The organism is Parafrankia soli, assembly GCF_001854695.1.
GTDB classification, from domain to species: domain Bacteria; phylum Actinomycetota; class Actinomycetes; order Frankiales; family Frankiaceae; genus Parafrankia; species Parafrankia soli.
In genome coordinates this window covers 177,249-203,836 of sequence record NZ_MAXA01000113.1, presented here as the reverse complement: position 1 = coordinate 203,836, position 26,588 = coordinate 177,249, and the positions used below count along the sequence as shown (strand labels likewise).

At 74.3% G+C, this 26,588-nt stretch carries 19 protein-coding genes; 11 read left to right on the top strand and 8 right to left on the bottom strand.

Annotation, left to right across the window (positions count from 1 at the left end; all coding sequences use genetic code 11):
• Nucleotides 1–129: 129 nt before the first annotated feature.
• Together BBK14_RS11255 and BBK14_RS11250 are read left to right on the top strand one after the other, a co-directional pair.
• Nucleotides 130–465, top strand: coding sequence for a hypothetical protein (locus BBK14_RS11255; RefSeq protein WP_071061675.1), 336 nt, complete (start codon nucleotides 130–132; stop codon nucleotides 463–465).
• Between the two features lie 12 nt (nucleotides 466–477).
• Entirely contained in the window at nucleotides 478–2,589 is a 2,112-nt protein-coding gene (locus tag BBK14_RS11250) for a hypothetical protein (RefSeq protein WP_071061672.1), read from the top strand.
• A 65-nt stretch (nucleotides 2,590–2,654) separates the two neighbouring features.
• Here the strand turns inward: BBK14_RS11250 and BBK14_RS11245 are convergent, their stop codons facing one another.
• Both BBK14_RS11245 and BBK14_RS11240 read right to left on the bottom strand, forming a co-directional pair.
• The gene (locus tag BBK14_RS11245; protein ID WP_071061670.1) at nucleotides 2,655–3,863 is read right to left on the bottom strand and encodes an ATP-dependent DNA ligase; all 1,209 of its coding nucleotides are present in this window, start codon (nucleotides 3,861–3,863) and stop codon (nucleotides 2,655–2,657) included.
• A gap of 50 nt (nucleotides 3,864–3,913) precedes the next feature.
• Entirely contained in the window at nucleotides 3,914–4,807 is an 894-nt protein-coding gene (locus BBK14_RS11240) for a 3'(2'),5'-bisphosphate nucleotidase CysQ (RefSeq protein WP_020462642.1), read from the bottom strand.
• Nucleotides 4,808–4,842: 35 nt separating this feature from the next.
• Between BBK14_RS11240 and cysC the strand changes: the two genes are divergently transcribed.
• Nucleotides 4,843–6,663: an adenylyl-sulfate kinase gene (cysC, locus tag BBK14_RS11235; RefSeq protein ID WP_071061667.1), complete on the top strand. Its 1,821-nt coding sequence runs from the start codon at nucleotides 4,843–4,845 to the stop codon at nucleotides 6,661–6,663.
• A gap of 48 nt (nucleotides 6,664–6,711) precedes the next feature.
• Here the strand turns inward: cysC and BBK14_RS11230 are convergent, their stop codons facing one another.
• The 4 genes from BBK14_RS11230 to hemE form a co-directional block, all read right to left on the bottom strand.
• Complete coding sequence (locus BBK14_RS11230; RefSeq protein ID WP_071061797.1) at nucleotides 6,712–8,220, bottom strand: sugar transferase; 1,509 nt, start codon at nucleotides 8,218–8,220, stop codon at nucleotides 6,712–6,714.
• Between the two features lie 1,318 nt (nucleotides 8,221–9,538).
• Nucleotides 9,539–10,393 carry a hydrogen peroxide-dependent heme synthase gene (hemQ, locus tag BBK14_RS11225; protein WP_165938599.1) on the bottom strand — a complete coding sequence of 285 codons (855 nt, stop codon included), beginning with the start codon at nucleotides 10,391–10,393 and terminating at the stop codon, nucleotides 9,539–9,541.
• 110 nt (nucleotides 10,394–10,503) lie between these two features.
• Complete coding sequence (gene hemG, locus BBK14_RS11220) at nucleotides 10,504–11,916, bottom strand: protoporphyrinogen oxidase (protein ID WP_071061794.1); 1,413 nt, start codon at nucleotides 11,914–11,916, stop codon at nucleotides 10,504–10,506.
• Nucleotides 11,917–12,142: 226 nt separating this feature from the next.
• Nucleotides 12,143–13,225 carry a uroporphyrinogen decarboxylase gene (hemE, locus tag BBK14_RS11215; RefSeq protein WP_071061665.1) on the bottom strand — a complete coding sequence of 361 codons (1,083 nt, stop codon included), beginning with the start codon at nucleotides 13,223–13,225 and terminating at the stop codon, nucleotides 12,143–12,145.
• Between the two features lie 150 nt (nucleotides 13,226–13,375).
• Here hemE and BBK14_RS11210 point away from each other — a divergent pair, with 150 nt between their 5' ends.
• From BBK14_RS11210 to BBK14_RS11175, 8 genes are all read left to right on the top strand, one after another.
• Nucleotides 13,376–13,783 carry a DUF3817 domain-containing protein gene (locus tag BBK14_RS11210; protein ID WP_071061791.1) on the top strand — a complete coding sequence of 136 codons (408 nt, stop codon included), beginning with the start codon at nucleotides 13,376–13,378 and terminating at the stop codon, nucleotides 13,781–13,783.
• A gap of 390 nt (nucleotides 13,784–14,173) precedes the next feature.
• On the top strand, nucleotides 14,174–14,428 hold the full coding sequence (locus tag BBK14_RS11205) for a hypothetical protein (protein ID WP_131802234.1): 255 nt from the start codon (nucleotides 14,174–14,176) through the stop codon (nucleotides 14,426–14,428).
• 233 nt (nucleotides 14,429–14,661) lie between these two features.
• On the top strand, nucleotides 14,662–15,324 hold the full coding sequence (locus BBK14_RS11200) for a DUF3000 domain-containing protein (protein ID WP_071061658.1): 663 nt from the start codon (nucleotides 14,662–14,664) through the stop codon (nucleotides 15,322–15,324).
• Nucleotides 15,325–15,489: 165 nt separating this feature from the next.
• Nucleotides 15,490–16,956 carry an HRDC domain-containing protein gene (locus BBK14_RS11195; protein ID WP_071061655.1) on the top strand — a complete coding sequence of 489 codons (1,467 nt, stop codon included), beginning with the start codon at nucleotides 15,490–15,492 and terminating at the stop codon, nucleotides 16,954–16,956.
• Between the two features lie 165 nt (nucleotides 16,957–17,121).
• Entirely contained in the window at nucleotides 17,122–18,339 is a 1,218-nt protein-coding gene (locus BBK14_RS11190; RefSeq protein WP_071061789.1) for a thiolase family protein, read from the top strand.
• Nucleotides 18,336–20,504 (top strand): 3-hydroxyacyl-CoA dehydrogenase NAD-binding domain-containing protein, encoded by a 2,169-nt coding sequence (locus BBK14_RS11185; protein ID WP_071061652.1) that lies wholly within the window; start codon nucleotides 18,336–18,338, stop codon nucleotides 20,502–20,504. The genes BBK14_RS11190 and BBK14_RS11185 overlap by 4 nt, the downstream gene beginning before the upstream one ends.
• Before the next feature lie 133 nt (nucleotides 20,505–20,637).
• A complete protein-coding gene (locus BBK14_RS11180; RefSeq protein ID WP_241831397.1) occupies nucleotides 20,638–21,186 on the top strand; it encodes a TetR/AcrR family transcriptional regulator in 549 nt (182 codons plus the stop codon).
• 150 nt (nucleotides 21,187–21,336) lie between these two features.
• The gene (locus tag BBK14_RS11175) at nucleotides 21,337–22,839 is read left to right on the top strand and encodes a DHA2 family efflux MFS transporter permease subunit (protein ID WP_071061647.1); all 1,503 of its coding nucleotides are present in this window, start codon (nucleotides 21,337–21,339) and stop codon (nucleotides 22,837–22,839) included.
• Between the two features lie 392 nt (nucleotides 22,840–23,231).
• Here BBK14_RS11175 and BBK14_RS11170 read toward each other — a convergent pair whose 3' ends face one another.
• Both BBK14_RS11170 and dxs read right to left on the bottom strand, forming a co-directional pair.
• Entirely contained in the window at nucleotides 23,232–24,314 is a 1,083-nt protein-coding gene (locus tag BBK14_RS11170; protein WP_071061787.1) for a lysylphosphatidylglycerol synthase domain-containing protein, read from the bottom strand.
• A 186-nt stretch (nucleotides 24,315–24,500) separates the two neighbouring features.
• Nucleotides 24,501–26,453 carry a 1-deoxy-D-xylulose-5-phosphate synthase gene (gene dxs, locus BBK14_RS11165; protein ID WP_071061644.1) on the bottom strand — a complete coding sequence of 651 codons (1,953 nt, stop codon included), beginning with the start codon at nucleotides 26,451–26,453 and terminating at the stop codon, nucleotides 24,501–24,503.
• Between the last annotated feature and the right edge of the window lie 135 nt (nucleotides 26,454–26,588).

The window sequence follows — 26,588 nt, the reverse complement described above, 5'->3', positions numbered from 1 at the left end:
TGGGCCCGGCCGGCGGTCTCCCCGGCGGCTTCGGCGAACGGTGGCCTTCATGAGTTCCGAACGACCTGCTCCGGCGCATCGACGGGTGGTTGCGGCCTCGCCGTCCGCACCCGGGCGTGCGGACGGCCGATGACCGGGCCGGGCGCGCCCACCGGCGAGGCTGCACGCCCGAACCGCCACCGCGAGGCGGTCGAGGCCGCGCTCGCGGCGGCTACCGACGGGCGGGTCAGGCTCGCCGACGCCTTCCACCGGCTGTTCGCCGTCGCGGACGAGGGCGGCTGGCAGGGCCGCGCGGCGAGCGACTGGCGGCGCCAGGCCGAGCAGGCGCGCACGGCGACCCTCGGCACCGTCGACGCGTTCGCCGACGCCTGCCGCCGGTCACTGGCCGGACAGCCCGAGTGGGTGCCCGCCGACGATCCCCGTGCCCGGCACCCCGGGCCGGCCCTGCCGGCCGGCGGCCGGTGACCGCGCCGAGCCATGCCCGCACCCGCCAACCGAGTCGTTGTCGATCCCCACTCGCTGCGGAGACTGATCACCGCGATGGCCGACCTGCGGGAGACGGCGCAGGCCCAGGCCCGGCTGCTGTCGGCCCACGTCGACGCCACCCGGATCGCCGGCGACACGCCGGCCAGGCTGCGGGCGGCCCACGCCTGGGCCGATCAGGACATCACGATGCTGCGCCGGCGGCTGGCACTCGCCGAGGCCGCCGATCCCGGGACCACGGGCCCGCTGCCCCCGGCCGCCCTGCGCGGCGTTCCCGACCTGTACGACACCGCCGAACAGGCCCGGGCCGCGGGGCGCTCGCTCGCCGACCGCCTGCTCCGCCCGGATCCCGACCGCCGCGACCGGAGCAGGCTGGCCGACCTGGCGGCGGCGCTGTCCGGGCGGGCCGCGGACCCCGACTTCGTGACCGGCTTCTACGACCGCCTCGGCCCCTCCGCTCTGGCCGGTCTTCTGCACCAGGTCCTCGGGGCCCGGGAGCCGGGCGCCGCCCGGCACGGCGAGGAGATCATCGGTCGCACCCTGGCGAGCTACAGCCGGCTGCGCCGCCTCGACGCCTCCTGGCTCGGCCGGTTCAACAGCCGGCGCCGGGACGACCAGGTCGAGACCTCGCTGCTCGGGCCGCTGCTGCGGCACGGCCGCTTCGCCTCCGCGCTGCTGGCGCGCCTCGGCGAACTGCTCTTCGGGACGGGCGACGGCTCGCTGCGCGACGTCGGCCTCCAGGCGGGGCCGGGCGGGCCCGCCGCCAGGGGCGCGGCCGGCATCAGAGGCGCGGGCGGCGCCGGGGATGCGGGCGGTGACCGGCTAAGCCGGGAGGCGTTCGGCTCCGCGCTGCTGCGCGCGATAGCCGCCGACCCCGAGCTCGCGCCCACCTTCAGCACCAGGCACCTCCCCCAGCTCCTGCACGCCTCCAGGGCGCAGAGCGCCGACGTGCCGGCCGGCCTGCGCCCAGCCGGAGGCTGGCGCGCCCCGGAACTCGAGACGGCGCGCACGGAGCTGGTCGCGGCGGCCGGCGGCGCGGAGGCTCGGCTGGCGCGCCCGGGCGCCGCCCGGCAGTTCGTCGCACAACTGGTGGACGTGGTGGCAGGGGCCGGCCCGAGCGAGGTCTCCCCGCGGATGCGAGCGGCCTACGGCGAGGTCCTGCACGCCTGGCGCGACGACCTCTACGCCGCGGTCGTCTCACCGCTGCCGCCCGACCCCGCCGCGCTCGACGCGCCCGGGCTCGGGCGGGAGCCCCGACAGTGGGCCGCGCTGCTGCGTGAGAGCCTGCGCGGCGGCGCCAGCGCCCCGCTGCTCGCGGCGGACGCGGTGGCCGTCGGGGCGGGCATCGATCAGCGGGCCTGGGAGCAGACCCGGGGCTACAACGGTCCCGGCGCGGCGCACTACCCGGCGAGCCCGCGGGCCCTGGCCTACCACCAGGCGAACGAGGTGACCACGTTCTTCGGGACGGCGTTGAGCGAGACGGCCGAGCGGGTGCTGCGCGAGCACGCCACGAGGCAGGAGGAGCACCGGCTGCGCACCGCAGTCATGATCGACATCCTGGCCGAGGTGGCGAAGTCCATCGACTTCACCAGCGTGGTCCGGACCCTCACCAACGCCGCCCGGGGTCTGACGGTCGAGATCGTCGAGGACCGGGTCCGCCGGGCCACCGCCCACCTGCCCACCGCGGGCTCCCAGGCCGTCCTGGCCGACCTGCGCGCCGGGTTACGGGCCATTCCGGGGTGGCAGTCCCGCTACCGCGCCTCGGTGGCGGACATGTGGCGGCACCGGGACGGCGACCCCCTGCGGCCGGTCGTCGTCCAGCTCCCCGGCGGCGGTACCCGCCACTACACCGGCGACCCGCGCGCCGACGGGTTCGTCACCGGGCCGGCGAACGACTTCACCGGTCCGGGCGGCGAGCCGATGGACGTCGCCCGGATGAACCGGGAGCAGCGGACGGCGTACGCCGCCTGGCTGGCCAGCCCCGCGATCGTGGCGAACAACGACCGGCTGCCGGCGGTGCTCACGGCGCCACCCGCGGACGTGGTGCCCGGGTGGGCCCCGGGCTGGGCCCGGTCTGCGCCCGCGGGCAAGGTGCCGCCGGGATGATCCCCCACCGCACCCGCCGCCCGGGCACCGCCGCGGCCGCGCGCCCGAACCTGAGGTTGGGCCGGTCAGTCCGGCGGGATGCGCAGGACGTCGGCGATGTCGAACCGCACCGGGCGCTCGAGCTGGGCGTAGGTACATCCGCCGGGGTCACGGTCGGGCCGGAAACGGACGAACTGCGTGGTGTGCCGGAAGCGCGGTCCCTCCATGTGGTCGTAGCGCACCTCGACGACCAGCTCGGGCCGCAGCGGGACGAACGAGAGGTCACGGCCACGGGCCCACCGGCTCTCCTCGGCGTCCCAGGGCGTGCGCGCCGGCTGCCCCGCGGCCGCTGTCGGTTCCTCGCCCGCGTCGCCGCCCGGCTGCGCGGCGTTCTCCGGGCCCTGGCGGGCCCAGGGGTGGGAGTCGATCGGCACCACGAGATGGGCCAGCTCGCGGACGAGCTCCCGCCGGCGCGCCATCGGGAAGGCCGAGGTGACCCCGACGGACAGCAGCGGGCTTTCCCGGGCCGGGTCCGTCGCGTCCTCGGGGTCGGCCTCGTCCGCGGGGTCGGCGTAGAGCCCGAGCAGCAGCGACCCGACCGCCTCCGGATCGTTCTTGTGCGGCCGGTAGCCGGCCACGACGCAGTCGGCGGTGCGGTCATGTTTGATCTTGAACATTGCGCGCTTGTCCGGCTGGTACGCCCCGTCCGGCGGCTTGGCGACCAGCCCGTCGAGCCCCGCGCCTTCGTAGCGCTCGAACCACTGCCGGGCCATGTCGAGCTCGCCGGTCGAGGGCGTGAGGTAGACCCCGCTCGGGACTCGCCGGACCGGTGCCGATCCGGGCGCAGCCGGGCCGGCGTGGCCGGCGAGAACCTCCTCGAGCACGGCGCGCCGCCGGGCGAACGGCTGTTCCGTGAACGCCTCGTCACCGAGTGCCAGCAGGTCGAACGCGACGAACGAGACCGGGGTCTCCAGCGCGAGCTTCGCCACCCGGCTGGTCGCCGGATGCACCCGTTGCGACAGCTCCTCGAAGTCCAGTCCGTCCGGGCCGACGACGACGATCTCGCCGTCAAGCACGCAGCGGTCGGGCAGTGCCGCGAGCAGCACCTCGACCAGCTCGGGGAAGTAGCGGGTCATCGGCCGGGTGCTGCGCGAGGTGATCTCCAGCTCGGCCCCGTCACGGAAGACCAGGGCGCGGAAGCCGTCCCACTTCGGCTCATACAGCATGTCCGGGGGGATCTGCGGCGCCGCGCGGGCGAGCATCGGCTTCACCGGCGGTGTCACAGGCAGGTCCACCCGCCGATCCTCGCGCATCGGGCCGGCGCATCGCGAGCACGGCAGGCGGGTCAGCGCGCGCGGGTCACGGCCAACACCTGCTCGGCGTGGGCGGGATCGCACACGACCAGGTCGGGCAACAGCGGGTCGGGCTGGTTGTAACGCAACTCCGACCCGTCGAGCCGGCTGGTGTGCAGGCCGGCCGCCCGCGCGACGGCCACCGGCGCCGCGGAGTCCCACTCGTACTGCCCGCCGTCGTGGACGTAGATGTCGGCGTCGCCGCGGATGACCGCGGCCACCTTAGCCCCGGCGGACCCCATCGGCAGCACGGTCGCGCCCAGCTTCTCGGCCACGTCGGTGACGACCCGCGGCGCCCGCGTCCGGCTCGCGACGATGCGCGGCACCGCGGCGTCGGCGCCCGCCGGGGCCACCGGGCCGGCCGGGATCCCCCGGTTCCCCGCGGGGCCCGCGGCCACCGCGCCGGCCCCGCGTGCCGCCGGGAGCGCCCGGGCGGGGAGCGGGCCCTCGCTCGAGAGCGTCACGCCCAGCGCGGGCAGCGCCACGACCCCGACGGTCAGTTCGCCCCGTTCCCACAGCGCGACGTGCACGGCCCAGTCGGTCCGCCCCGGCTCGGCGAACTCACGGGTGCCGTCGAGCGGGTCGACGATCCACACCCGGTCCGCGCCCAGCCGCACCGGATCGTCCGCCGCCTCCTCCGAGAGCACCGCGTCGCCCGGCCGGTGACGGCCGAGGGCGCGGGCCAGCAGCCGGTGCGACCGGGCGTCGCCGGTCTCGCGCAGGGTCGCCGGTTCGGCGAATCCCAGTTCGGCCCTGATCCGCAGGAGCAGCTTGCCCGCGTCAGTGGCCAGCCGGACGGCCAGCGTGGCATCGCTGAGCTCATCCGTGGCGATGTCGACCGGAACCGTGGCGAACCCGTCCGGCCGGCGGATGTCGTCGGTGCTCATCGGGTGGGAGTCTTCCACCCGCTACCGTCGCGGGTGTGAGCGCCACCTCCGACACCGCCGTCGGCTCGTCCGCCCCGGATCCGCATGCCACGGCTGGTCCGCCCGACATACCGGGCGCTGGTGAGCAGCGCGGCGCGAACGGCGTCTGTCCGCTTGCCGTCGTCGCTGCCGACCGCGCCCGCGAGCTGCGGGCCGCCTCGGTGGCCTGGCCGTCGGTCGTGCTCGACACGCGCCAGCTCACCGACCTGGAGCTGATGCTGCTCGGCGCGTTCGGCCCGGCGCCGAGCTACCCGGGCCGGGCCCGCCAGCCCGCCGGGCCGCCGGTGCCGAGCCTGACCGTCCCCGGTGAGACAGCGGCCGCGCTGGGCCCGGGCATGGACGTCGCGCTGCGCGACCGCGAGGGCGTGATGATCGCGGCCCTGCACCTGCTCGGTCTGGAGCCCACCGCGGACGACTCACCGACGCCCGCCACCGCGATGCCGGCGGAGGCCTCCGGAACGCCGGCGACTGCCACCGGGGCGGGCCCGGTGCGCCTGGTCGGCACGGTGGAGGGCCTGGAGCTGCCCAGCCATCCGGACTACCCGCGGCTACGGCTGACCCCGGAAGGACTGCGCGCCGAGTTCGCCGCCCGGGGCTGGGCGACCGGCGCGGGCGCGGCCCCGTGGGCGGTGTGGGCCGACGGCCTGCTGTACACCGCCGACGTCGGGCGCATCCGCGCGCTGACCCGGCAGGGCAAGCACTGCGTGATCCTGGCCCCGGTCGGCGGGGCGGACCCGGCCGACGCCGCGCACCACCTGCGGGTGCGCTGCCTGCTCGCCGCGCTGGACGCGATCGACGCACCGCCCCGCCCGGCCGAGGCGACGCTGGCCCACGAGCCGGTCGCCTCCGACGCGGTGTCGCGGGACGACGGCCGGACGCATCCGGCCAGTCCGCCGGAGCCGGCCCACACCGCGGCGCTCGCGCCGGAGTCCCGCCGGCACCGCAGCATGCTCGTGCTGGTCCCGGTCGTCCCGTCGGAGCGGCTCGCCGCGCCCCGTGAGCCGGCGATGAGCGCGACCGCCCCGGGCGGCCTGGCCGACGAGGCGGCGAGCGAGCCGGCGTTGGACGAGATCGCCGAGCTCACCGCCCTGCGGGCCCATCTCGCCGAGGTCTACGGCTGTGCCGGCAGCCTGACCGGGCCGGCGATCGGCGCGCCGGGCGCCGACGATCTCACGACCCTGCTCGACGCGGGTGTGCCGCTGCCCGCCGAGCTCACCCCGCCCGCGGTGGCGGCCGAGCTGACCCGCGCGGTTCCCCCGCGCCGCCAGCGCGGCCTGACGATCCTGTTCACCGGGCTGTCCGGCTCGGGCAAGTCGACCCTGGCGGGCCTGTTGGTGTGCCGGCTGCTCGAACGGGGCCGGCGGGTCACCCTGCTCGACGGCGACATCGTGCGGACGCATCTCTCCCAGGGCCTGGGCTTCTCCCGCGCCGACCGGGACACGAACGTGCGCCGCATCGGCTTCGTCGCCGCGGAGGTCGCGGGCGCCGGCGGGATCGCCGTGTGCGCGCCGATCGCGCCCTACGCTGACGTCCGCGCCCAGGTGCGGGCGATGACCACCGCCCGCGGCGGCGGCTTCGTGCTCGTGTACGTGTCGACCCCGCTGGAGGTGTGCGAGGCACGGGACCGCAAGGGCCTCTACGCCAAGGCCCGGGCGGGGGTGATCCCCGCCTTCACCGGCGTCTCCGACCCGTACGAGGAGCCGGCCGACGCCGACGTGGTGGTCGACACGGCGGGCCTGCCGACCGAGCAGGCCGTCGACCGGGTGCTCGCGCACCTGGTCGAGGCCGGCTGGGTCGAGGGCGCCCGCGGCCAGTAGGCCCCAGTGGGCACCCGCCAGCCCGCTGGCAGCAGGAGGGACCCGCTGTCAGTAGGCGCCCTCGCGGCGCAGCACGGCGAACAGCGTGCGCCACAGGATGACGAAGTCCATGGCCAGCGACCAGTTCTCGACATAGCGCAGGTCGAGCCGGACGGACTCGTTCCACTCCAGGTCGCTGCGCCCGCTGATCTGCCACAGCCCGGTGAGGCCGGGCTTGACCATCAGCCTGCGGTAGACGTCGTCCTCGTAGCGCGCGACCTCCGAGGGCAGCGGCGGGCGCGGGCCGACCAGCGACATGCTGCCGTTGACCACATTGAACAGCTGGGGCAGCTCGTCGAGCGACCACTTCCGGAGGAACTTGCCCACCTTGGTGATCCGAGGGTCGTCCCGCATCTTGAACAGCAGGCCCTCGGCGCGCTCGTTGCTCGACTCGAGCTCGGCCTTGCGCTGCTCGGCGTCTACATACATCGAACGGAACTTGTACATCCGGAACTCGCTGCCGCCGCGCCCGACCCGGATCTGTTTGAAGATCGCCGGACCGCGGCTGGTGAACCGCACCGCCAGGCCGAGCCCGATCAGCAGCGGAGCGAACAGCAGGATCGCGGTGCCGGCGACGATCCGGTCGAAGGCCATCTTCATCAGCCGACGCGTGCCGCTGAGCTCGGGCTCCTCGATGTGGAGCAGCGGCAGGCCGGCCACCGGCCGGATCGAGATCCGCGGCCCGGTCACGTCCGTCAGCGCCGAGCTGACCAGGACGTCCACGTCGCTGCCCTCGAGGGCCCACAGGACCCGGCGCAGTGTCTCGCCGTCCATCTGCGGGCCGATCGCGACGGTTGTCGCGTGGGTCGCCTGGATGGCGGTGTGCAGGTTCTCCGAGGTGCCGACGATCGGCACACCGAGCAGGTCGAACCCGCTGCGCTCGGGGCGGTCGTGGCTGTGCCGGCCGGGCAGGCGGTCCAGGCAGACACCGACGACGGACCAGCCGGTGGTCGGGTCGCGCTGGGCGAGCCGGACGAGGGTGGCCGCGGACTCGCCGGCCCCCACGACGAGGACACGGTGCAGGCAACGCCCCTGCCGCCGCATGCGGTGCAGGATGCCGCGCCCGGCGGAGCGGCCGGCCACCGACAGCAGCGTGGCGGCCGGGAAGGCGATGAGCACGTAGCTACGGGCGATCTCGGCCTTTGTCGCGTAAGAGGCGACGGCGACCAGCGCGGTGAGCCGGGCGGCGGCGTTGACGACCCGCCGGAACTCCTCCGAGCCGCCGCCGAGGAAGCGGCTCTCGTAGGCGCGGTTGAGCGACATCGCCAGCACCCAGGCCAGCGGCAGCAGGACCGTCATGATGATGTACGGCTTCGAGGAGGGCGGCTTGGTGTCGAAGTCGACGACGTCCCCGAAACGGACGAAGTAGGCCAGGCCCGCGGAGATCACACAGGCGATCGCGTCGAAGAGCACCAGCAGCCGGACGTAGCGCCGCTCCCAGCCGACCTGGGCCCGGTAGCTGGTCGCGTCGGGCGAGGTCTCGACGTGGGCGAAGTCGAACTGCGTGCCAGCGGGCACACGATGGTGCCGGCCGGTGGCCGGTTGCGCGGGCGGCCCCGGCCAGCCGGGCGCGGCCGGCGGCTCGGGCCAGCCGGTTCCCGCCGGCGGCTCCGACCAGTCAGCCTCTGCCGGCGGCTCCGGCTCCAGCCAGTCGGACTCCTCGGGCTGCCCCGGCCAGCCTGGCCGCACGGGCGGCCCCGGAGGGGTCGGCTGGCCCGGTTCGAAGTAGCCGCGGGACTGCGGCACGACACCCGGGCCGCCGGCGGGCGGCCAGGATCCACCGGCCGGCCTCGTTCCACCCACGGACCTCACCCCTCCCGCCGGCCTCGCCCCACCGGGCGGCATGGCTCCGCCGGACGAACGCGGGCCGCCGGGGGGCACCGCCCCCCCGGACGATCTCGCCCCCTCGAATGGTCTCGTTCCTCCGGACACAGTCTCCGTCACAGCAGGACCCCCCCAGGACCTCGGTACATCAGTTCCGATCGGCGAGCTGGACGGGTGGAGACCGCCCCCCGCGCATCTCCCCGCCGCAGCCATTGTCGATCAGAACCAACCGGCTCGTGGGGCAGATCGCCGACGCGGACACAAGGTCGGACCCGGGGCCCAGGCACGTTGACGCCTCGCACCGAGGCGTTCATCGCAGGTTCACTCCCCCGTGGCTTCATCGCTCGCGGCTTCACCGACTCCGACCTCCAGCGATCGTGTACGGACCCGGGCAGCCCCGAATCGGCCCGGGGAACACCTCCGCGCGGTGTGGGCAACCGACGCGACCCGGGACGCCGACGCGGACCGCCGCGGTCCGCCCAGGCCCCGACATGCGGCGCTCGATGGTCAGGCGGCAACGTTACCGGCACGACCACCGCCGCCGACCAGCGCCCCGCCCGGGGCCGAAGCCGTGTTTCCGACAGCTCCGCGTCGGGTATAGCCGCCCCGCCGATGACTAAGAGTAGCTAAAACAACCGAGGCCCTTCAGTTGCTCACCGTCACACAGAAACCGAATCAACCGAATTGAGGCGATTTGCAGTTACGTTCAGTGCATTCTATTGTCGAGTAGCAGACAGAACCGAGCGGCGATGCTACTGTCAGTCATGGCCGGGCCGGGGAGCGTCCGGCCGCCGACCACCGAGCGCCCGGGTCCTGCGGACCGATGGATGCCGGTGGTCTCTGCCCGCCCGGGTCGACATCCGCCGCCCGGCCGTGAGGGCAGCAATGGGGCGGTCGGCGCCTGCCGGACGGGTGGGGGCGCCCGGGCAGGCGCCGACCTCTTCTCGCGGAGGCGAGACCGGGGCTCAGCTCGCCGGTGGCGGGGCCGGAACCGGAAGGCCGGGACCCGGGGTTACGGCAGGGCGGCGACGACGTCCGGCAGCGGCTTGCGGGCGCCGCTGTAGAACGGCGTCTCCAGCCGGGTGTGGCGGCGCGTCGCGCTCGCCCGCAGGTGGCGGATGCAGTCGACGATCCGGTGGAGCTCGTCGGCCTCGAACGCCAGGAGCCACTCGTAGTCACCCAGGCCGAACGCGGCCACGGTGTTGGCCCGCACGTCCTCGTACTCCCGGCCCATCATCCCGTGCTCGGCGAGCAGGCCGCGGCGCTCGTAGTCGGGCAGCAGGTACCACTCGAACGACCGGTTGAACGGATACACGCAGATGTAGTCCCGCGGGTCCTCCCGGCGCACGTAGGCCGGGATGTGGTTCCGGTTGAACTCCGCCGGACGGTGCAGACCCACCGCGGACCACACCGGCTCCAGGCACCGCCCCAGGCCGGTCTGCCGGAAACGCTGGTAGGTCTGCTGCAGCAGGTCCGGGTTGGGTGAGGTCCACCAGATCATCACGTCGGCGTCGGCCCGGTAGCCGGAGACCTCGTAGATACCACGGGTGTAGACGTCCTTCGCCAGTGCGCCGTCAAGCAGCTCGCCGGCCTCCGCCGTGATGCCCGCGCGATCGGCGGGCAGCGGCTGCCGGGCGGCGAACACGAACCAGCCCGTGTAGAGCAGCTCGTCGTTCAGCTCACGGGCCGACTTCGTGGACTCCCCGTCGGCAGGTCCGGGAGCGCCGGAGGCGGGGGCACCGGTGGGGACGGTGGTGGTGGGGGGGGCGCTGTTGGTGGGCACGGTGACCGGAGGCCGCCCACCCGGAACGGAGGACGCGGACGCCGAGGTGGTGCCGCTGCGCTGGACGTCATCGCCAGTTGACATGCCACCATTGTCCACCCCGGCCGCGGGTCGGCGAGCGAGCCAGGCCCACCGTCACGGGGTGCGGGGCCGCCCACCACCGCGGTGCGCCCTCCGCCCCAGGCTCCCGCGGGTCAGGCACCCGCCGGCTCGGACTCCGCCGCCTGCGTCCCGTCCGGCCGCAGCTGGCCCACCACCGACGCCGCGGCCGCCTCGCCGGAACGGATGCACGCCGGGATGCCCACACCGTCGTAGCCGGCGCCGGCGAGCGCGATGCCCGCCGGCAGCGCGCGCCGGACGGCCGCGATCCGGCCCAGGTGCCCCGGCAGGTACTGCGGGAGCGCCCCGCCCCAGCGGCTGACCCGGTTGGCGATCGGACGGGCGCTGATCCCGGTGACCTGGGCGACCTCGGCGGCGGCGACGCCGGCGAGCTCGACATCGCCGCGCCGCAGGTCGTCGTCGGCGCCGGCGCGGCCCACGCTGGCCCGCACGACCGTCAGGTCGCCGCCGCGGGCGATGTGCGGCCATTTCACCGACAGGTAGGTCACCGCCTTGATCGACAGGCCGGCCCGCGCGGGGATGAGCAGGCCGCTGCCGGGCGGCGGTACAGCTCCCCGGTAGAGCAGTGTGACCAGGCCCACCGACGCGTACGGCACCCCCGCGAGGGGCGCGGCCGCGTGCGGGGCGATCGGGGAGAGGAGATCACGCGCGGCGCCGGCGGGAACCGCGAGGATCACCGCGTCGGCGACCAGGGGCGGGGGCACCTCACCGCCGCCCACCGGGTCGCAGCGCACCTGCCAGCCGCCCTCGACCCGGCGCAGCTCCCGGGCCATCAGCCCGGTCCGCACCGTGGCACCGCTGGTGCTGGCCACCTTCTCCGCGAACGAGCCCAGGCCGCCGCGCAGCGAGGCGAACACGGGCGTCTGCGCCGGGGCCGGTCCGGTCCGGGCCCGGACGCGGTGCGCCCCGAGCAGCAGCGAGCGGTCCTCGGTCGCGATCGGGGTGAGCTGGGGGACGGTCGCCTGCAGCGAGAGCGCGTCAGCCCGCCCGGCGTAGACGCCGCCGAGCAGCGGGTCCACCAGCCGGTCCACGATCTCCCGCCCGACGCGGGCGCCGACGTACCCGCCGACCGTCGGGTCCGTCGGCAGGGTCGTGCGCGGGAGCACCAGGTCGGCCGCGGCGCGCAGCAGCCCGAAGGGCGAGAGCACCCGGGAGCGCACCAGGCCGAGCACGTCGGTGGGGACCCCCAGCATCGTGTTGGGCGGGATGGGACGGCGCCGCCCGCCCACCCACAGCGAGGCCTTGGTCGTCGTCGGATGCACGATGTCGTGCCCGAGCCCGATGTGCCGGGCCAGCCGGAGCGCCTCCGGCACGCGGACGAGGAAGGCCTCCGCGCCCTCCTCCACCGCCAGCCCCTCGATCGGGGTGGTGCGCAGCTTGCCGCCGATGCTGTCACCGGCCTCGACCACGGTGACCTCGGCCCTGCCCGCCAGCGCGCTCGCGGCGGACAGCCCCGCGATACCCGCTCCAATGATCACAACCCGCACGTCTTCTCCCAGCCCCTTCACGCCGTCCCCGTGTGGCCGCCCCCGGATCGGGGCCCTGGGCCCACGGCTCCACCGACCTCACCTGGCCGGGCCGGCCCGAGTCCCGCGGCCGGCTCCAGTCTCGCCCGCGGCCGTGCCACGCCGGTGGCGGGCACCGCCGAGCGGCCCCGGACCGGCCTACGGCCCCGTGCGCGGGCCTGGCGAGTCGGTGGCTGCCGCCCCGCTGTCAGAACTGGTGGACGAGGTCCACGATGTGCGCCAGCACGCCCGGATCACTCTCCGGAAGCACGCCGTGCCCGAAGTTGAAGATGTGCCCGGGAGCGGCCGCACCCCGGCGGCAGACGTCGCGGACCTTCGCCGCGAGGACGTCGGACGGGGCGAAGACCGCGGCCGGGTCGAGGTTGCCCTGCACGGCACGGCCGGGGCCGACCCGGCGGGCGGCCTCGTCCAGCGGGACGCGCCAGTCGACCCCGACGACGTCCGCGCCGGCCGTGCCCATCGCGCCGAGCAGCTCCCCGGTGTTCACCCCGAAGTGGATGCGCGGGATGCCGTCGTCGGCGAACGCCGCGAGGACCCGGGTGCTGTGCGGAGCCACGTAGCGCAGGTAGTCGTCCTCGCTGAGCGCGCCCGCCCACGAGTCGAACAGCTGGATGGCGTCGGCGCCGGCGTCGACCTGCACCCGCAGGAAGGCGGCCGTGATGTCGGCGAGCCGGCCGAGCAGGTCGTGCCACAGCGCCGGCTCGGCGTACATGAGCGCCTTCGTGCGGGTGTGGCTGCGACTCGGCCCGCCTTCGATCAGGTAGCTGGCCAGGGTGAACGGCGCACCGGCGAAACCGATCAGCGGCGTCTGTCCGAGCTCGCGGACCAGGGAGGCCACCGCCTCGCTCACGTAGGGCACGTCACCGGGCTCCAGCGGGCGCAGCACGTCCAGGTCGGACGGCGCCCGGACGGGATGGGCCACCACGGGCCCGACCCCGGCGACGATGTCGACGTCCACCCCGACGGCCGCGAGCGGCAGGACGATGTCCGAGAAGAAGATCGCGGCGTCGGGCCGGAAACGGCGCACCGGCTGCAGGGTGATCTCGGTGACCATGTCGGCGTTGCGGCAGGAATCGAGCATGGCGGTGGTGGCGCGCAGGGCGCGGTACTCGGGAAGCACCCGGCCGGCCTGCCGCATGAACCACACGGGCACGCTGTCGGGGCGGTCCCCGGCGGCGGCGCGCAGGAACGGCGAAGTCGCGGCGAGACCTGGACGTCGGGGCGAGACCCCGGGGCGAGGCGGCGCAACGGCGGTACTTCCGAGGGACATGGCCCGATCGTTGCACGCCCGGCGGACAGATGCCGCGCAGGGCACACGACTGTGTGCGATATCTTCTACTCGCAGTAGAAGTCAGGCTGGAGAACGCGTCCGGCGATGTCAGAGCACGGCGAGGCCGCAAGCGACGTCGAGGAGTGTCCGATGACCGACCCTTCCGTTCAGGACGGCTCCACCCGGGACGGCGCGTGGCCGATGGGCGCCGCCCGCGCGGTGTCCCTGGCCGAGGCGACCTCCTTCCTCCTGCTCCTGATAGCGACCGCGGTCAAGCACGGGGCCGACCACGAGATCGGCGTGAAGATCCTCGGGCCGGTCCACGGTGGGCTGTTCATCGCGTACTGCCTGCTCGTCCTGTACGTGGGGTCGCTGCGGCGGTGGCCGGTGAAGCGGACTCTGCTCGCGCTCGGGGCGTCCGTCCTGCCGGTAGCGCCGTTCTTCGTGGAGCGGCACTGGCTACGGGAGCCGGCCCCGGCCTCCGACGGCGCGGCCGGGCACGGCACGTCCGGGCACGGCGGCTCCCCGGGGCGCGCCAGCTCCGCGCCCGCGAGCTGAGCTCGCCGGCGCCCTGAGCTAGCCGGCGCCCTGAGGCCGCCCGTACGCCGAGGTCACCCGCCCGGCGGCGACGAACCACCTCCTTCCACCCCCGAGGGAACGTCGGCCCCGCACCGCGCACAGCCGGCCGCACGCGACACGCCGGTGAGAATGCGCGGAGAACCGCCCTACCCGTGGCACCGTCAGACCGGTCGGAATAGGCGGCAACAATCCGCGATGTCCCGCGTTCAGCCTCCTGACCGACCGGCCGACGGCGGCTGGATGGCGCGCTGACGCGGCCCGCGGGGGGCTGCGCCGCGGTCAGGTTCACGCCACACCCGCCCGCAGGCTGTTACCACGCGAACGACGCAGCCGTGCCCGGGGAGTGATACGCGAGTGGACCAGGTCCTGGTGAGCGCCGACGATCACATCCGCTACTGCGCGGGATGCGCGCGACAGCAACAGTTCGAGCAACCGCCGTGCGAGGACGGCCACAGCGCCGACTGCCCGGAACGTGCCTGTGTCGTGTGCGGCCACGCGATTCTCGTCGGCGCCGCGCCCGCCGCGGTGCCACCGGCGGGTGCCGGGGCCGACCGGCCCGTGACCGTCGTGACCGTTACCGCGCGCCGCGGCGCCGGCCGATCCGATTCCAGGGCCGTGGCGTGAGCCTGCACAGTCCCGCACCACATCCAGGCCTCCCGGGGGACCCGTTCGTCCCGGCCGGCCGGCCGGCGGCGCTCGGCGGGACGCGCCCGGCGTCGGCGCAGCCGCCCGAGCAGGCCGTGCCGGCACGGCTCGCCCCGCTGACCCGAAGCGCCCGTTCCCACCCGGAGGGCGCTAAGCGGCACTCTCCGACGTCCGGCCAGCGCGGCCAAGGTGCACGCCCTAACGTTGCCGCCATGGGGGGCACTCGGGCACCGAGCGACGCTCCGGCGCTCTTCGTGGCCGCCACCGAGGCGCTGCGGGCGGCGTTGGAGGAGCTGCGGCCGGACGTCGCCGTCCGCGAGATCCCCGCGCCCGCCCGGATCGCTCCCTACGCGTTCGCGCTCGCCGGGGGCCTCACCGGTGACGACGAGGCGGCCTCCGGCCGGTTCGTGCTGCTGTTCGACCCCGACGGGCAGGACGCCTGGGAGGGCACCACCCGGATCGTCTGCTATGCGCGCGCCTCGGTGGACCCGGAGGTCGCCGACGACCCGCTGCTGCCCGGGGTCGCCTGGTCGTGGCTGCGGGAGTCGTTGCAGTCGCACGGCGCCGAGCTCGGCGCCCTCGGCGGGACGGTCACCACCACCTCGTCCCGGCGCTTCGGGGTGCTCGCCACCGACGGCGACAACTTCGACGTCGAGCTCCGGTGTTCCTGGTCACCACGCTGGGCAGGATCGGTGGAGGAAGCCGAGGACCAGACGGTGCCGGAGCCGCCGCACAGCGGGGCCGACGGGGCGGCGCCGTGGGACCCGGCGGACGCTGCCGCGCACCTGCACTCCTTCGCCGACCTGTTGGCCGCGATGGCGGGGCTGCCGCCACGTCTCTCCGGGGTCGTACCGCTACCTGCCCGCCGCGCCTGAGCAGATCCGAACCTCCCCGTCCGAACACTGCGCGCCGGGAATGTCAACGGAGCGCATCCGCGACGACTACCTTGGAGCCACCATCGAACACGAAGCGTATAATTAGTGCGATTGCTCGGCCGACTGGGCTGCCAGGCCGGTCATTCACACGTACCATCGCCGATCGTGACGTCGACGGTTCCTGACTCAACGCACCAGGTCAGTGAGGGTGCGGCGATCGATGCTGCCGCCGCTGTCGAAGAGTCGGCAACCGTACCCATCCCGCTGCTGGAGCCGGCCGGTGGCGTCCCGCCCGTCCTCGACGACCCGCAGGACCTCACCCGCGCCACCGAGCGGCTGGCCGCCGGCACCGGCCCGGTGGCCTTCGACGCCGAGCGCGCCTCCGGTTACCGGTACAGCCAGCGCGCCTACCTCGTCCAGATCAGGCGGGCCGGCGCGGGCACCCTGCTCATCGACCCGATCGCACTGCCCGACCTGAGCGGCGTGCAGGACGCCGTCGGCGACACGGAATGGGTGCTGCACGCCGCCAGCCAGGACCTGCCCTGCCTGGCCGAGCTGGGCCTGCGCCCGAAGACGCTGTTCGACACCGAGCTCGCCGGCCGTCTGCTGGGCTACGAACGGGTGGGGCTGGGCGCCATGGTCGAGCGGGTGCTCGGCTTCGGGCTGGAGAAGGGGCACTCCGCCGCCGACTGGTCGACCCGCCCGCTGCCCGAACCGTGGCTGCGCTACGCCGCTCTCGACGTGGAGCTGCTGGTGGAGCTGCGCGACCAGCTCGAGAGCGAGCTGGTCGCGCAGAACAAGATGGCGTTCGCCCGGCAGGAGTTCGGCGCGATCGCCGCCGCTCCGCCGCGGGAGCCGCGGGCCGAGCCGTGGCGGCGCACGAGCGGGATCCACCGCGCGCGCAGCCGCCGCCAGCTCGCCGCCGTCCGGTCGATGTGGCAGGCCCGAGACCGGGTCGCCCGCGCCCGCGACATCGCGCCGGGCCGGGTGCTGCCCGACAGCGCGATCATGGACGCGGTACTGAAGGTCCCCGAGGACGCCGCCGCGCTGACCCGGCTGCCGATCTTCTCCGGGCAGCGGATGCGGCGCTCGGCGACCACCTGGATGGATGCCCTGCGCGCCGCCGCCGAGATGCCCGAGAACCAGCTGCCGAGCACCGCGGGCCCGGGCGGCGACGGCCTCCCCCCGCAGAACCGCTGGGCGGAACGTGACCCCGTGGCGGCGGCGCGGCTGGCCCGCGTGCGCGCGGCGCTGAACGCGATCGCCGAGGATCAGGGCATGCCGGTGGAGAACCTGCTGGAGCCGGCACTCGCCCGCCGGGTCACCTGGGCTCCCCCGGCCACGCGGGACACCGAGACGGTGACCGCCGCGCTGACCACGGGTGGCGCCCGCCCCTGGCAGGTCGAGCTGACGGCGGCCGCGGTGGCCGCGGCCCTGGTGGACCCGCCCGCGGGCACCGCCGCCGCGCCCGGAGCCACCGGCGGCGAGACCGCCGGCGGCGGAGCGGGCGGCACCGGTTCCGGGACGGCCGGCAGCGGCACCGGTGCCGCGGCGGGCGGCGGGTCCGCGCGGGCGAGAACGCGGCGGACCGGCGGCCGTCCGCCGTCCGGTGGGGAACCCGCCGCGTCCTGATCCGGCCGCACGCGCGGTACGTACCGACCCTTACCTACCCATGGGTAACTCCTGCCGTAGGCTGTTCCCGTCGCGGTCCGGCGCCACTGCGGGCAGCCGGCCCGACACCGTCTGCCGCGGGCCGCGCACGTGCCGCCCACGGGTGAGGCGTCGAGGAGGCCGGTGGTGTTCGTCAGCGCGCAGGGTTCGATCCGTGACGTGGTGTTCGTCGACGGTGTACGCACTCCCTTCGGCAAGGCCAAGGGCGTCTACGCCGAGACCCGGGCCGACGACCTGGTGGTCCGGGTCATCCGCGAGCTGATGCGGCGCAATCCCGCGCTGCCGCCCGAGCGGGTCGACGAGGTCGCGATCGCGGCGACGACCCAGATCGGCGATCAGGGCCTGACCATCGGCCGGGTCGCCGGCATCCTGGCCGGGCTGCCCGAGTCGGTGCCCGGCTACGCCATCGACCGGATGTGCGCGGGCGCGGTGACGGCGGTGACCACCACCGCGTCCGCGATCGCCGTCGGCGCCTACGACATCGCCATCGCCGGCGGCGTCGAGCACATGGGGCGCCATCCGATGGGCGAGGGCGTGGACCCGAACCCGCGGTTCGTCTCCGAGCGTCTCGTCGATCCCTCCGCGCTGGTCATGGGCATGACCGCGGAGAACGTGCACGACCGGTTCCCGGGGATCACCCGGGCCCGGGCGGACGCGTACGCCGCCGCGTCGCAGGCGAAGGCCGCCAAGGCGTACGCGGACGGCAGGATCCAGCCCGACCTCGTCCCCGTCACCGCGCGGCACGTCGACAGCGGCTGGGAGCTGGTCACCGCGGACGAGCCGCCCCGGCCCGGCACCACCGTCGAGGGCCTCGCCGGGCTGCGGACACCGTTCCGGCCGCACGGGCGGGTCACCGCGGGCAACGCCGCGGGCATCAACGACGGCGCCACCGGCTGCGTGCTCGCCGCCGCGGACGTCGCCGACGAGCTCGGCCTGACCCGGAAGATGTCGCTGGTCGGGTTCGGGTTCGCCGGTGTGGCGCCCGAGGTCATGGGGGTCGGGCCGATCCCGTCCACGGAGAAGGCGCTGGCCCGCACCGGCCTGAGCATCGACGACATCGGCCTGTTCGAGCTGAACGAGGCCTTCGCCGTGCAGGTGATCGCCTTCCTGGAACACTTCGGCCTCGCCGACGACGACCCGCGGGTCAACCCCTACGGCGGCGCCATCGCGTACGGGCACCCGCTCGCCTCCAGCGGAGTGCGGCTGATGACCCAGCTGGCCCGCCAGTTCGAGGAGCATCCCGAGGTCCGCTACGGGATGACCGCGATGTGCGTGGGCTTCGGCATGGGAGCGACGACGATCTGGGAGAACCCGCACTTCGGCCGAACGGGAGAAGGAGCATGAGCAGCGCCACGATGACCCTGGAACACCCGGACGAGGTCGTCACGCAGGCCCATGTCCGGTACGCACAACTGCCCGGCGTGAGCGGCCCGGTCGCGCTCATCACCCTGGACAACGGGCAGGACCACACCCGCCCGAGCACCTTCGGCCCGGGCGGGCTGCGGTCGCTGCTCACCGCCGTCGAGGAGATCGAGGCCCACGACCCGCCGGTGGCGGCGGTGGCGGTGACCGGCAAGCCGTTCATCTTCTGCGCCGGCGCGGACCTCTCCTACCGGTCGTCGCTGACCGACCCGGCCGAGGTCCGGCCCAAGCTCACCGCGCTCGGCGAGCTTGGGCACACCGCGCTGCGCCGGGTCGGCGAGGGCCGGCTGGGCGACCGGCGGGTCCCCACCTTCGCGCTGGTCAACGGCGCCGCGATGGGCGGCGGCCTGGAGCTGGCGCTGCACTGCGACTACCGGGCGATCTCCGCCGGTGCCGCGCCGATCGCGCTGCCCGAGGTCTTCCTCGGTCTGGTGCCGGCCTGGGGCGGCACCCAGCTGCTGCCGAGCCTGGTCGGCCCGGAGAACGCGGTCACCATCATGATCGACAACGCGCTCAGCCAGAACCGGACGCTGCGCGGCCCCAAGGCGTTCGCGCTCGGCCTCGGTGACGTCCTGCTGGATGCCGCGGACTTCCTCGAGGAGGCGCTGCACTGGGTCGGCCAGGTGCTGCGGGGCGAGGTGGACCCGGCCAAGGGCCGCCGTCCCGTCGAGCGGGGTGCCGCCTGGGCCGCGGCGCTGGAGCGCGGCCGCGTCCTCGCGGACGCCCGGCTGCACGGCGCGGCCCCGGCCGCCTACCGCGCCCTCGAGTTGATGGCCCTGGCGGAGACCGCGGACGCCGACACGGGGTACGCCGCCGAGACGGCGGCGCTGGCCGATCTCGGGTCCAGCGAGGAGCTCGTCGCCGGGCTCTACTCCTTCGACCTGGTGAACCGGCGTGCCAAGCGGCCGGTCGGCGGGCCCGACCGCTCGCTGGCCCGGGCGGTGACCAAGGTCGGCGTGGTCGGCGCGGGGCTGATGGCCAGCCAACTCGGGCTGCTGTTCGCCCAGCGGCTGGAGGTGCCGGTCGTCCTCACCGACCTCGACCAGGCGCGTCTCGACGCGGGAGTCGCACACGTCCACAGCGAGATCGACAACCTGCTGCTGCGCGGGCGGATCTCCCACGACCGCGCGAACCGGCTCAAGGCCTCCGTGACCGGCTCACTGACCAAGGACGCGTTCGCCGACGCCGACCTGATCATCGAGGCCGTCTTCGAGGACATGTCGGTCAAGAAGGCGGTGCTCGCCGAGCTCGAGTCCGTGGTGAAGCCGGAGACGCTGCTGCTCACCAACACCTCGGCCCTCTCGGTGACCGAGATGGCCGCCGACCTGACCCATCCGGAGCGGGTCGCCGGGCTGCACTTCTTCAACCCGGTGGCGGTGCTGCCCCTGGTCGAGGTCGTCCGCACCCCGCGGACCGACGACGCCGCGATCGCGACCACGCTGCAGGTCGCGAAGCAGCTGAAGAAGAACGCGGTGCTGGTCGCGGACGCGCCGGCCTTCGTGGTGAACCGCCTCCTCACCCGGTTCATGGGCGAGGTGCTCGCGGCCACCGAGACCGGAACCCCGATCGAACAGGCCGACGGCGCGCTCGACCCGCTCGGACTGCCGATGTCGCCGCTGGTCCTGCTCTCGCTGGTCGGCCCGCCGGTCGCACTGCACGTGGCCCGGACCCTGCACCAGGCCATGCCCGACCGGTTCCGCACGCCGGACGGCCTGGCGCGGGTCGTGGCCGCCGGGAAGAGCAGCTTCTACACGGCCGGACCGGGCGGCGAGCAGATCGTCGACCCGGAGGTCGCCGATCTCGTCCGGAGCATGGACGACGGCACCGCGCCGACCGCTCGGGAGGGCGCGGCGATGACGCCCGAGCAGGTCCGTGAGGCGGCGCTCTCGGCGCTGGCCCAGGAGATAAGGCTCCTGCTGGACGAGGGCGTCGTGGCCGAGGCGGCGGACGTCGACCTGTGCATGATCCTCGGCGCCGGCTGGCCCTTCCACCTCGGCGGCATCACCCCGTACCTGGACCGCACCGGCATCAGCGAACGCGTGACCGGTCGCCGTTTCAACCCTCCGGGCGTCGCCACCGTCGCCTGATCGGACGGGCACGCCGGGCGGACACCGGCGCTGCCCGCCCGGAGTGCCCGTCCGAGGCCGCCGCTCGGATCCGCCGCGCTCCGGGCCGACATTCTCCTTGACTTGGTTATTGAGTGACCACTACCTTGAGGTCGTGGCCCCAAGGACAACCGGCGGCACCGGCACCCGGATGAGCGCGGAGCAACGACGCGCGGTGGTGCTCGCGGCGGCCGTCGAGGAGTTCGCCCTGGGCGGCCTGACCGGCACGTCCACCGAGGCGATCGCCAGCCGTGCCGGCATCTCCCAGCCCTATCTGTTCCGACTCTTCCCCACCAAGAAGGAACTGTTCCTGGCGGCCGTCCGGGCCACCTTCACCCTGACTCGCGAACGCTTCGAGACCGCGGCGGGCGACCTGGTCGGCGCCGACGCCCTGACGGCGATCGGGTCCGCCTACGACGAGCTGCTCACCGACCGCACCTACCTGCTCATGCAGATGCAGAGCTACGCCTCCTGCGGCGACCCGGACATCCAGGAGGTCACCCGGCAGGGTTTCCGGGACCTGTGGCAGACCGTCGAACGCGTCAGCGGATGCGACGACGAGGAACTGCGCACGTTCTTCGGGCACGGCATGCTGCTCAACGTCGTGGCCGCGATGAACCTGCAGGAGATCGGCGACCGCTGGGCCCGGGAGATCTGCAGCTAGACCGGCCTGGGTCGGCCCGCGCCGTTCCAGACCCGCGTTCGCCTCCCTCGCACCCGTTCCACCTGTCCGCACCCTCGTCCACACCACGAATCTAGTGACCAATCACTATCCAACGAAGGTAGTGAGCACTCAAGACCTTGGAGGGAACTCGTGACCGACAAGCGATCCGCCACCGTCTGGACGTTCGTCGTGACGTCCATAACGGCGTTCATGGTGGCCCTGGACAACCTGGTGGTCACCACCGCACTTCCCCAGATCCGCGACGACCTCGGGGCGGGCCTGGAGGGCCTGGAATGGGTGGTGAACGCCTACACGCTGCCGTTCGCGGTGTTGCTGCTGACCGGCGCCGCGCTCGGCGACCGGCTCGGGCGGCGGGCCGTGTTCGCCACCGGGCTCGGGGTGTTCACCCTGGGCAGCCTCGGCGCGGCGCTCGCCCCGTCCATCGAGGCGCTCATCGCCGCCCGGGCCATGCAGGGCGTCGGCGCGGCGCTGGTCCTGCCACTGAGCCTGACGCTGCTGTCGGCGGCGGTCCCACCCGAGCGCCGGGGCGCCGCGCTCGGCGTGTGGGGGGCGATGTCCGGGCTTGCCGTGGCCGTCGGGCCCCTGGTCGGTGGCGCGATCACCGAGGGGGCGAGCTGGCAGTGGATCTTCTGGCTGAACGTGCCGATCGGCCTGGTGACGGTCCCGCTCGCGCTGCGCAGGCTCACGGAGTCCCGCGGGCCGGCCGGACGGCTGGACCTGCCGGGGGTCGCGATCATCTCCGCCGGGCTGCTCGGCGTCACACTCGGGCTGGTCCGCGGTGAGAGCCACGGGTGGACGAGCCCGGCCGTCCTGACGTCACTGCTGGCCGGCGCGGCCGGGGTCGGCGCCTTCATCGCCTGGGAGCGGCGCGTGGCCCGGCGCGGCGGGAGCCCCATGCTGCCGATGGCCCTGTTCCGCCGCCGCGGGTTCGCGGCGGTGAACGCCGTGTCGCTGCTGTTCTCGGTCGGCATGTTCGGGTCGATCTTCCTGTTGGCGCAGGCCCTGCAGAACGTCTTCGACTACTCGCCCCTCGAGGCCGGCATCCGCACGCTGCCCTGGACGGCGATGCCCCTGCTGATCGCCCCGATCGCCGGACCGCTCTCGGATCGGATCGGCGGGCGCCCGCTGATCGTGGCCGGTATGGCGATCGAGGCCGTGAGCCTGGCCTGGCTCGCGACGATCCTGGACACCGGGGCCGACTACGCCGGGCTCGTCCCGCCCTTCGTCCTGGCCGGTGTGGGCATGGCGCTGTTCTTCGTTCCGGTCGCGTCGGTGGCCCTCGGTTCGGTCCCGGCGGAGCAGGAGGGTCTCGCCTCCGGCACGAACAACGCGATGCGCGAGCTCGGCGGCGTCCTGGGGGTCGCGGTGCTGGCCTCGGTCTTCGCCGCGAACGGCGGCTACGGGAGCCCGGGGGCGTTCGTGGACGGCACCCGGCCCGCGCTGTGGGTGGGGGCGGCCGTCCTGCTCACCGCCGCGGCAGTGGCCACGCTGCTGCCGTCGCCCACGAGGACGGCAGCGCCCGCGAGGACGGCAGCATCCGCGACGCCCGCGGCACCCGCCACGCCCGCGGCAGCCGCCACGCCCGCGGCACCCCGGGCCCTGCCCGTGGTCGGCCGGCCGTCGTCCGTCTGAAGCGGGTCCGGGTACGGATCACCCACCACGGTGATCCGTACCCGGACGTCGTTTGCGCCCGCCTGCGGAGAATCGATACTCGGCGGCGCGATCAGTAGCTGGATCCCACCGATTCGCCCCGGTTCACGGCATCAGTCGGAACAGGCCACCGACAAAAACCCACCCGGCGCACCAGGCCGCCGAAGCCCCCAGGACAAAAGCATCACCGGCCGCTTCAACGCTGAGCGTCACCTCCGGCGAAAAAGCTGGGGCGCCACAGTTTCCTGAACTCCGCCCGAAAGGACACCCGATCGATGATCCGAATACGGAGGACATCGCTCTGGGCACCTCACCGGTCACGCTTCCGATCATTGACGGTGCGGAACGGCGACGTTCCCACGCCGGTGCGCGGGTCAGCGGTTACTCGGCGCCGGCTGGGCGACGGCCGCGGCGCCCCCGGCCCGTGGGCCGGCCTGGCCCGACCCGGCGAGGTCCTCCGGCCTACTGGCGACCGCCTCGCCACGCGGGCGCAGCGCCACCCCGACCAGCGCCCAGACGATGTCGGCGACCGTGGCGAGCAGGCGCGCGACAAGAGCGATCAGCGTCGACGGGCCACTCGGCAGCGCCGGGGCCAGGGCAAGCACCAGTACGGCCTCGCGCACGCCCGCGCCCGCGGGCAGGACGAGCACCAGGAAGCCCGCGGTCCAGGCCAGGGCGTAGGCGCCGACGCACAGCGCCACCAGCCGGGCGCCGCCGACCTCCGGCTGCAGGTCACGGACCAGCAGCCAGGTCCCCACGCCGTAGCAGGCGAAGCTGCCCAGCAGCCAGCCGGCGCCGACGGCGATGGGGCGGGCGGTCAGCGGCTCGGTCAGCGGCGGGCGGCGCAGCAGCCGGAACGCGACCGCCAGCAGTCTGGCGAGCACCGGAGGGTAGAGCACCACCGCGAAGACGGGCACCACCGCCAGCGCCCACCAGTAGTCGGCGAGCGCGTCGCGGGAGGAGAAGGGCAGGGTGACGGCCGCGGCCAGACCGCCGCAGGGCACCGCCAGCGCGAGCACCACAAGACTCGCCAGGGCCGACTTCGGCCGGGAGACCCCGTAGTCGCGGGAGAGCTCCATCTGGGCGAGGACGGGCCACACACTGCCCGGAATGTACTTACCGATCTGGCCGACGCAGAAGATCCGGACGGCGGCGCGCAGCGGCAGCAGCGCACCGAGCCCGGCGAGCACGGCACGCCAGGACAGGACGGTGGCGCCGACCGCGAGCGTCGTCGCCACACCGGAGCCGACGACACCGAGAACGGTCAGGTCGCCCAGCGAGTCCCGGACGTCGTTCCACTGGCCGACCAGCGCCACGACCAGAAGCGCGGCGGCGAGCACCAGGGCTGCGCGGACCACCCACCACCGCACGCCCCGACGGGCGGCGGGGGCAGCCGGTTCCTCCGCCGGGCGGGCCTCGTCGGGGCCCGCCGCCGGTGCGACGGCGGGCCCACCCACGACGTCCCCGCCAGCCATGGCGGACGGGGATTCGCGGTGCGCGGGACGCCGACTCACCGGGTCAGCCTAAGGCGTCCACCGGACGGCACCCGCGCCGGGCGCACACGGGCGCGACCCGGCCCCGCGCCGGTCAGGCCCGGCCGGTCGTGACCGGCCGAGCGGGCCCTGCCGGTCAGGCCCGGCCGGTCAGGCCTGACCGCCGCCGGCGGGGGTCTGGTTGGACTCGTCCGCGCCGACCTCGTCGCCCATGAGGGCGTGCTGGCGCTTGGCGACCGCCTCGATCACCTTGCGGGCCAGGTCCTGCGGGGCGAGGCCGACCTCGGCCAGCACGTCGTCGCGCTTGCCGTGGTCGAGGAAGCGCTGGGCGACCCCGAACTCACGCACCGGGACGTCGACGTCGGCGTCCCGCAGCAGCTGCGCGACGCAGGCACCGACGCCACCGACCCGCCCGTTGTCCTCGACGGTGACGACGAGGTCGTGGTCACGGGCGAGGTCGACCAGCGCCGGGTCGAGCGGCTTGACCCACCGCGGGTCGACCACGGTGATGCCGATGCCCTGGCTGGCGACACGCTCGGCGACGTCCAGACAGGTCGGGGCCATCGCGCCGATCGAGACGAGCAGCACCTCGCGGTGCCGCGCGGCCGCCGGCGCCCGGTAGAGGACGTCGACCCCGCCGACCTGGTCGATCGCCGGGGAGTCCGCGGCGACCTTGCCCTTGGGGTAACGCACGACCGTCGGGCCGTCGGTGTTGGAGACCGCCTCGTCGAGCTCGGCGCGCAGGGTCGCGGCGTCACGCGGGGCGGCGATCGCCAGACCCGGCACGACCTGCAGGAAGGACATGTCCCACATGCCGTTGTGGGACGCGCCGTCCTCGCCGGTGATCCCGGCGCGGTCGAGCACGAAGGTCACCGGCTGGCGGTGCATGGCGACGTCCATGAGGACCTGGTCGAAGGCGCGGTTCAGGAACGTCGCGTAGATACACACGACGGGCTTGAGACCGCCCATGGCCAGGCCGGCGGCCGAGGTGACCGCGTGCTGCTCGGCGATGCCGACGTCGAAGACCCGGTCCGGGAAGGCCTTGGCGAACGACTTCAGGCCGACCGGCTGGAGCATCGCCGCGGTCATGGTGACCACGTCGGGCCGCTCGGAACCGATCCGGACGATCTCCTCGGAGAAGATCGAGGTCCAGGTGGCGCCCTTGGCTGYCGACTTCGGCTTACCGGTCAGCGGGTCGATGACGCCGACGGCGTGGAAGTTGTCGGCGTCGTCCTGCTCGGCCGCCGGGTACCCGAAGCCCTTGCGGGTCATGGCGTGGACGATCACCGGGCCACCGAAGTCCTTGGCCCGGCGCAGCGCCGACTCCATGGCGACCACGTCGTGGCCGTCGACCGGGCCGACGTACTTCAGCCCGAGGTCCTCGAACATGCCCTGCGGGGTGACGACGTCCTTGATGCCCTTCTTGATGCCGTGCAGGGCGTCGAACAGCGGCGCGCCGACGAGCGGGGTGCGGCCCAGCACCTGCTTGACGACGTCCAGGACCTGCTCGTACTCGGGCGCCAGGCGCAGCGACGCGAGGTGGTCGGCGAGGCCGCCGATGGTGGGTGAGTAGGACCGGCCGTTGTCGTTGACGACGATGACGACCTGCCGGTCGCTGGCGGCGATGTTGTTCAGCGCCTCCCAGCACATTCCGCCGGTCAGCGCCCCGTCGCCGACGACCGCGACGACGGCCCGGTTCTCCCCGCGCAGCTCGTAGGCGCGGGACAGCCCGTCGGCGTACGACAGCGCCGTGGAGGCGTGCGAGTTCTCGATGATGTCGTGCTCGGACTCGGCCTGGCTCGGGTAGCCGGAGAGCCCGCCGCGCTGACGGAGGCGGTCGAACTGCTCCCGGCGGCCGGTCAGAATCTTGTGAACATAGGACTGGTGGCCCGTGTCCCAGAGGACACGGTCGAATGGTGAATCGAACACTCGGTGGATTGCGAGAGTCAGTTCTACAGCGCCCAGATTCGGCCCTAGGTGGCCGCCTGTGCGGGCAACCGCGTGGATGAGGAAATCACGGATCTCAGCCGCGAGCGTCACCAGCTCCTCATGGTCGAGGCGCTTGACGTCCTGCGGGCTGTCGATCGTCGACAGAAGCGACACGGCGTGCTCTCCCTCCCCCGAAAGGGGATCGGTCCGGGTCCGGCAAAGTCTACGCAGGGCACCCCGGGCTCCGCAGACAGGCTCCCGACATGTGAGCTGCCCGAAGAGCGTCAGATATTTCGCCGGGTCGCGGTA

Excerpts from the sequence above, each read along its gene's own strand:
- BBK14_RS11255 (WP_071061675.1), top strand. The coding sequence starts at position 130 with ATGACCGGGCCGGGCGCGCCCACCGGCGAGGCTGCACGCCCGAACCGC.
- BBK14_RS11250 (WP_071061672.1), top strand. The coding sequence starts at position 478 with ATGCCCGCACCCGCCAACCGAGTCGTTGTCGATCCCCACTCGCTGCGG.
- BBK14_RS11240 (WP_020462642.1), bottom strand. The coding sequence starts at position 4,807 with ATGAGCACCGACGACATCCGCCGGCCGGACGGGTTCGCCACGGTTCCG.
- hemQ (WP_165938599.1), bottom strand. The coding sequence starts at position 10,393 with ATGTCAACTGGCGATGACGTCCAGCGCAGCGGCACCACCTCGGCGTCC.
- hemE (WP_071061665.1), bottom strand. The coding sequence starts at position 13,225 with ATGTCCCTCGGAAGTACCGCCGTTGCGCCGCCTCGCCCCGGGGTCTCG.
- BBK14_RS11210 (WP_071061791.1), top strand. The coding sequence starts at position 13,376 with ATGACCGACCCTTCCGTTCAGGACGGCTCCACCCGGGACGGCGCGTGG.
- BBK14_RS11200 (WP_071061658.1), top strand. The coding sequence starts at position 14,662 with ATGGGGGGCACTCGGGCACCGAGCGACGCTCCGGCGCTCTTCGTGGCC.
- BBK14_RS11185 (WP_071061652.1), top strand. The coding sequence starts at position 18,336 with ATGAGCAGCGCCACGATGACCCTGGAACACCCGGACGAGGTCGTCACG.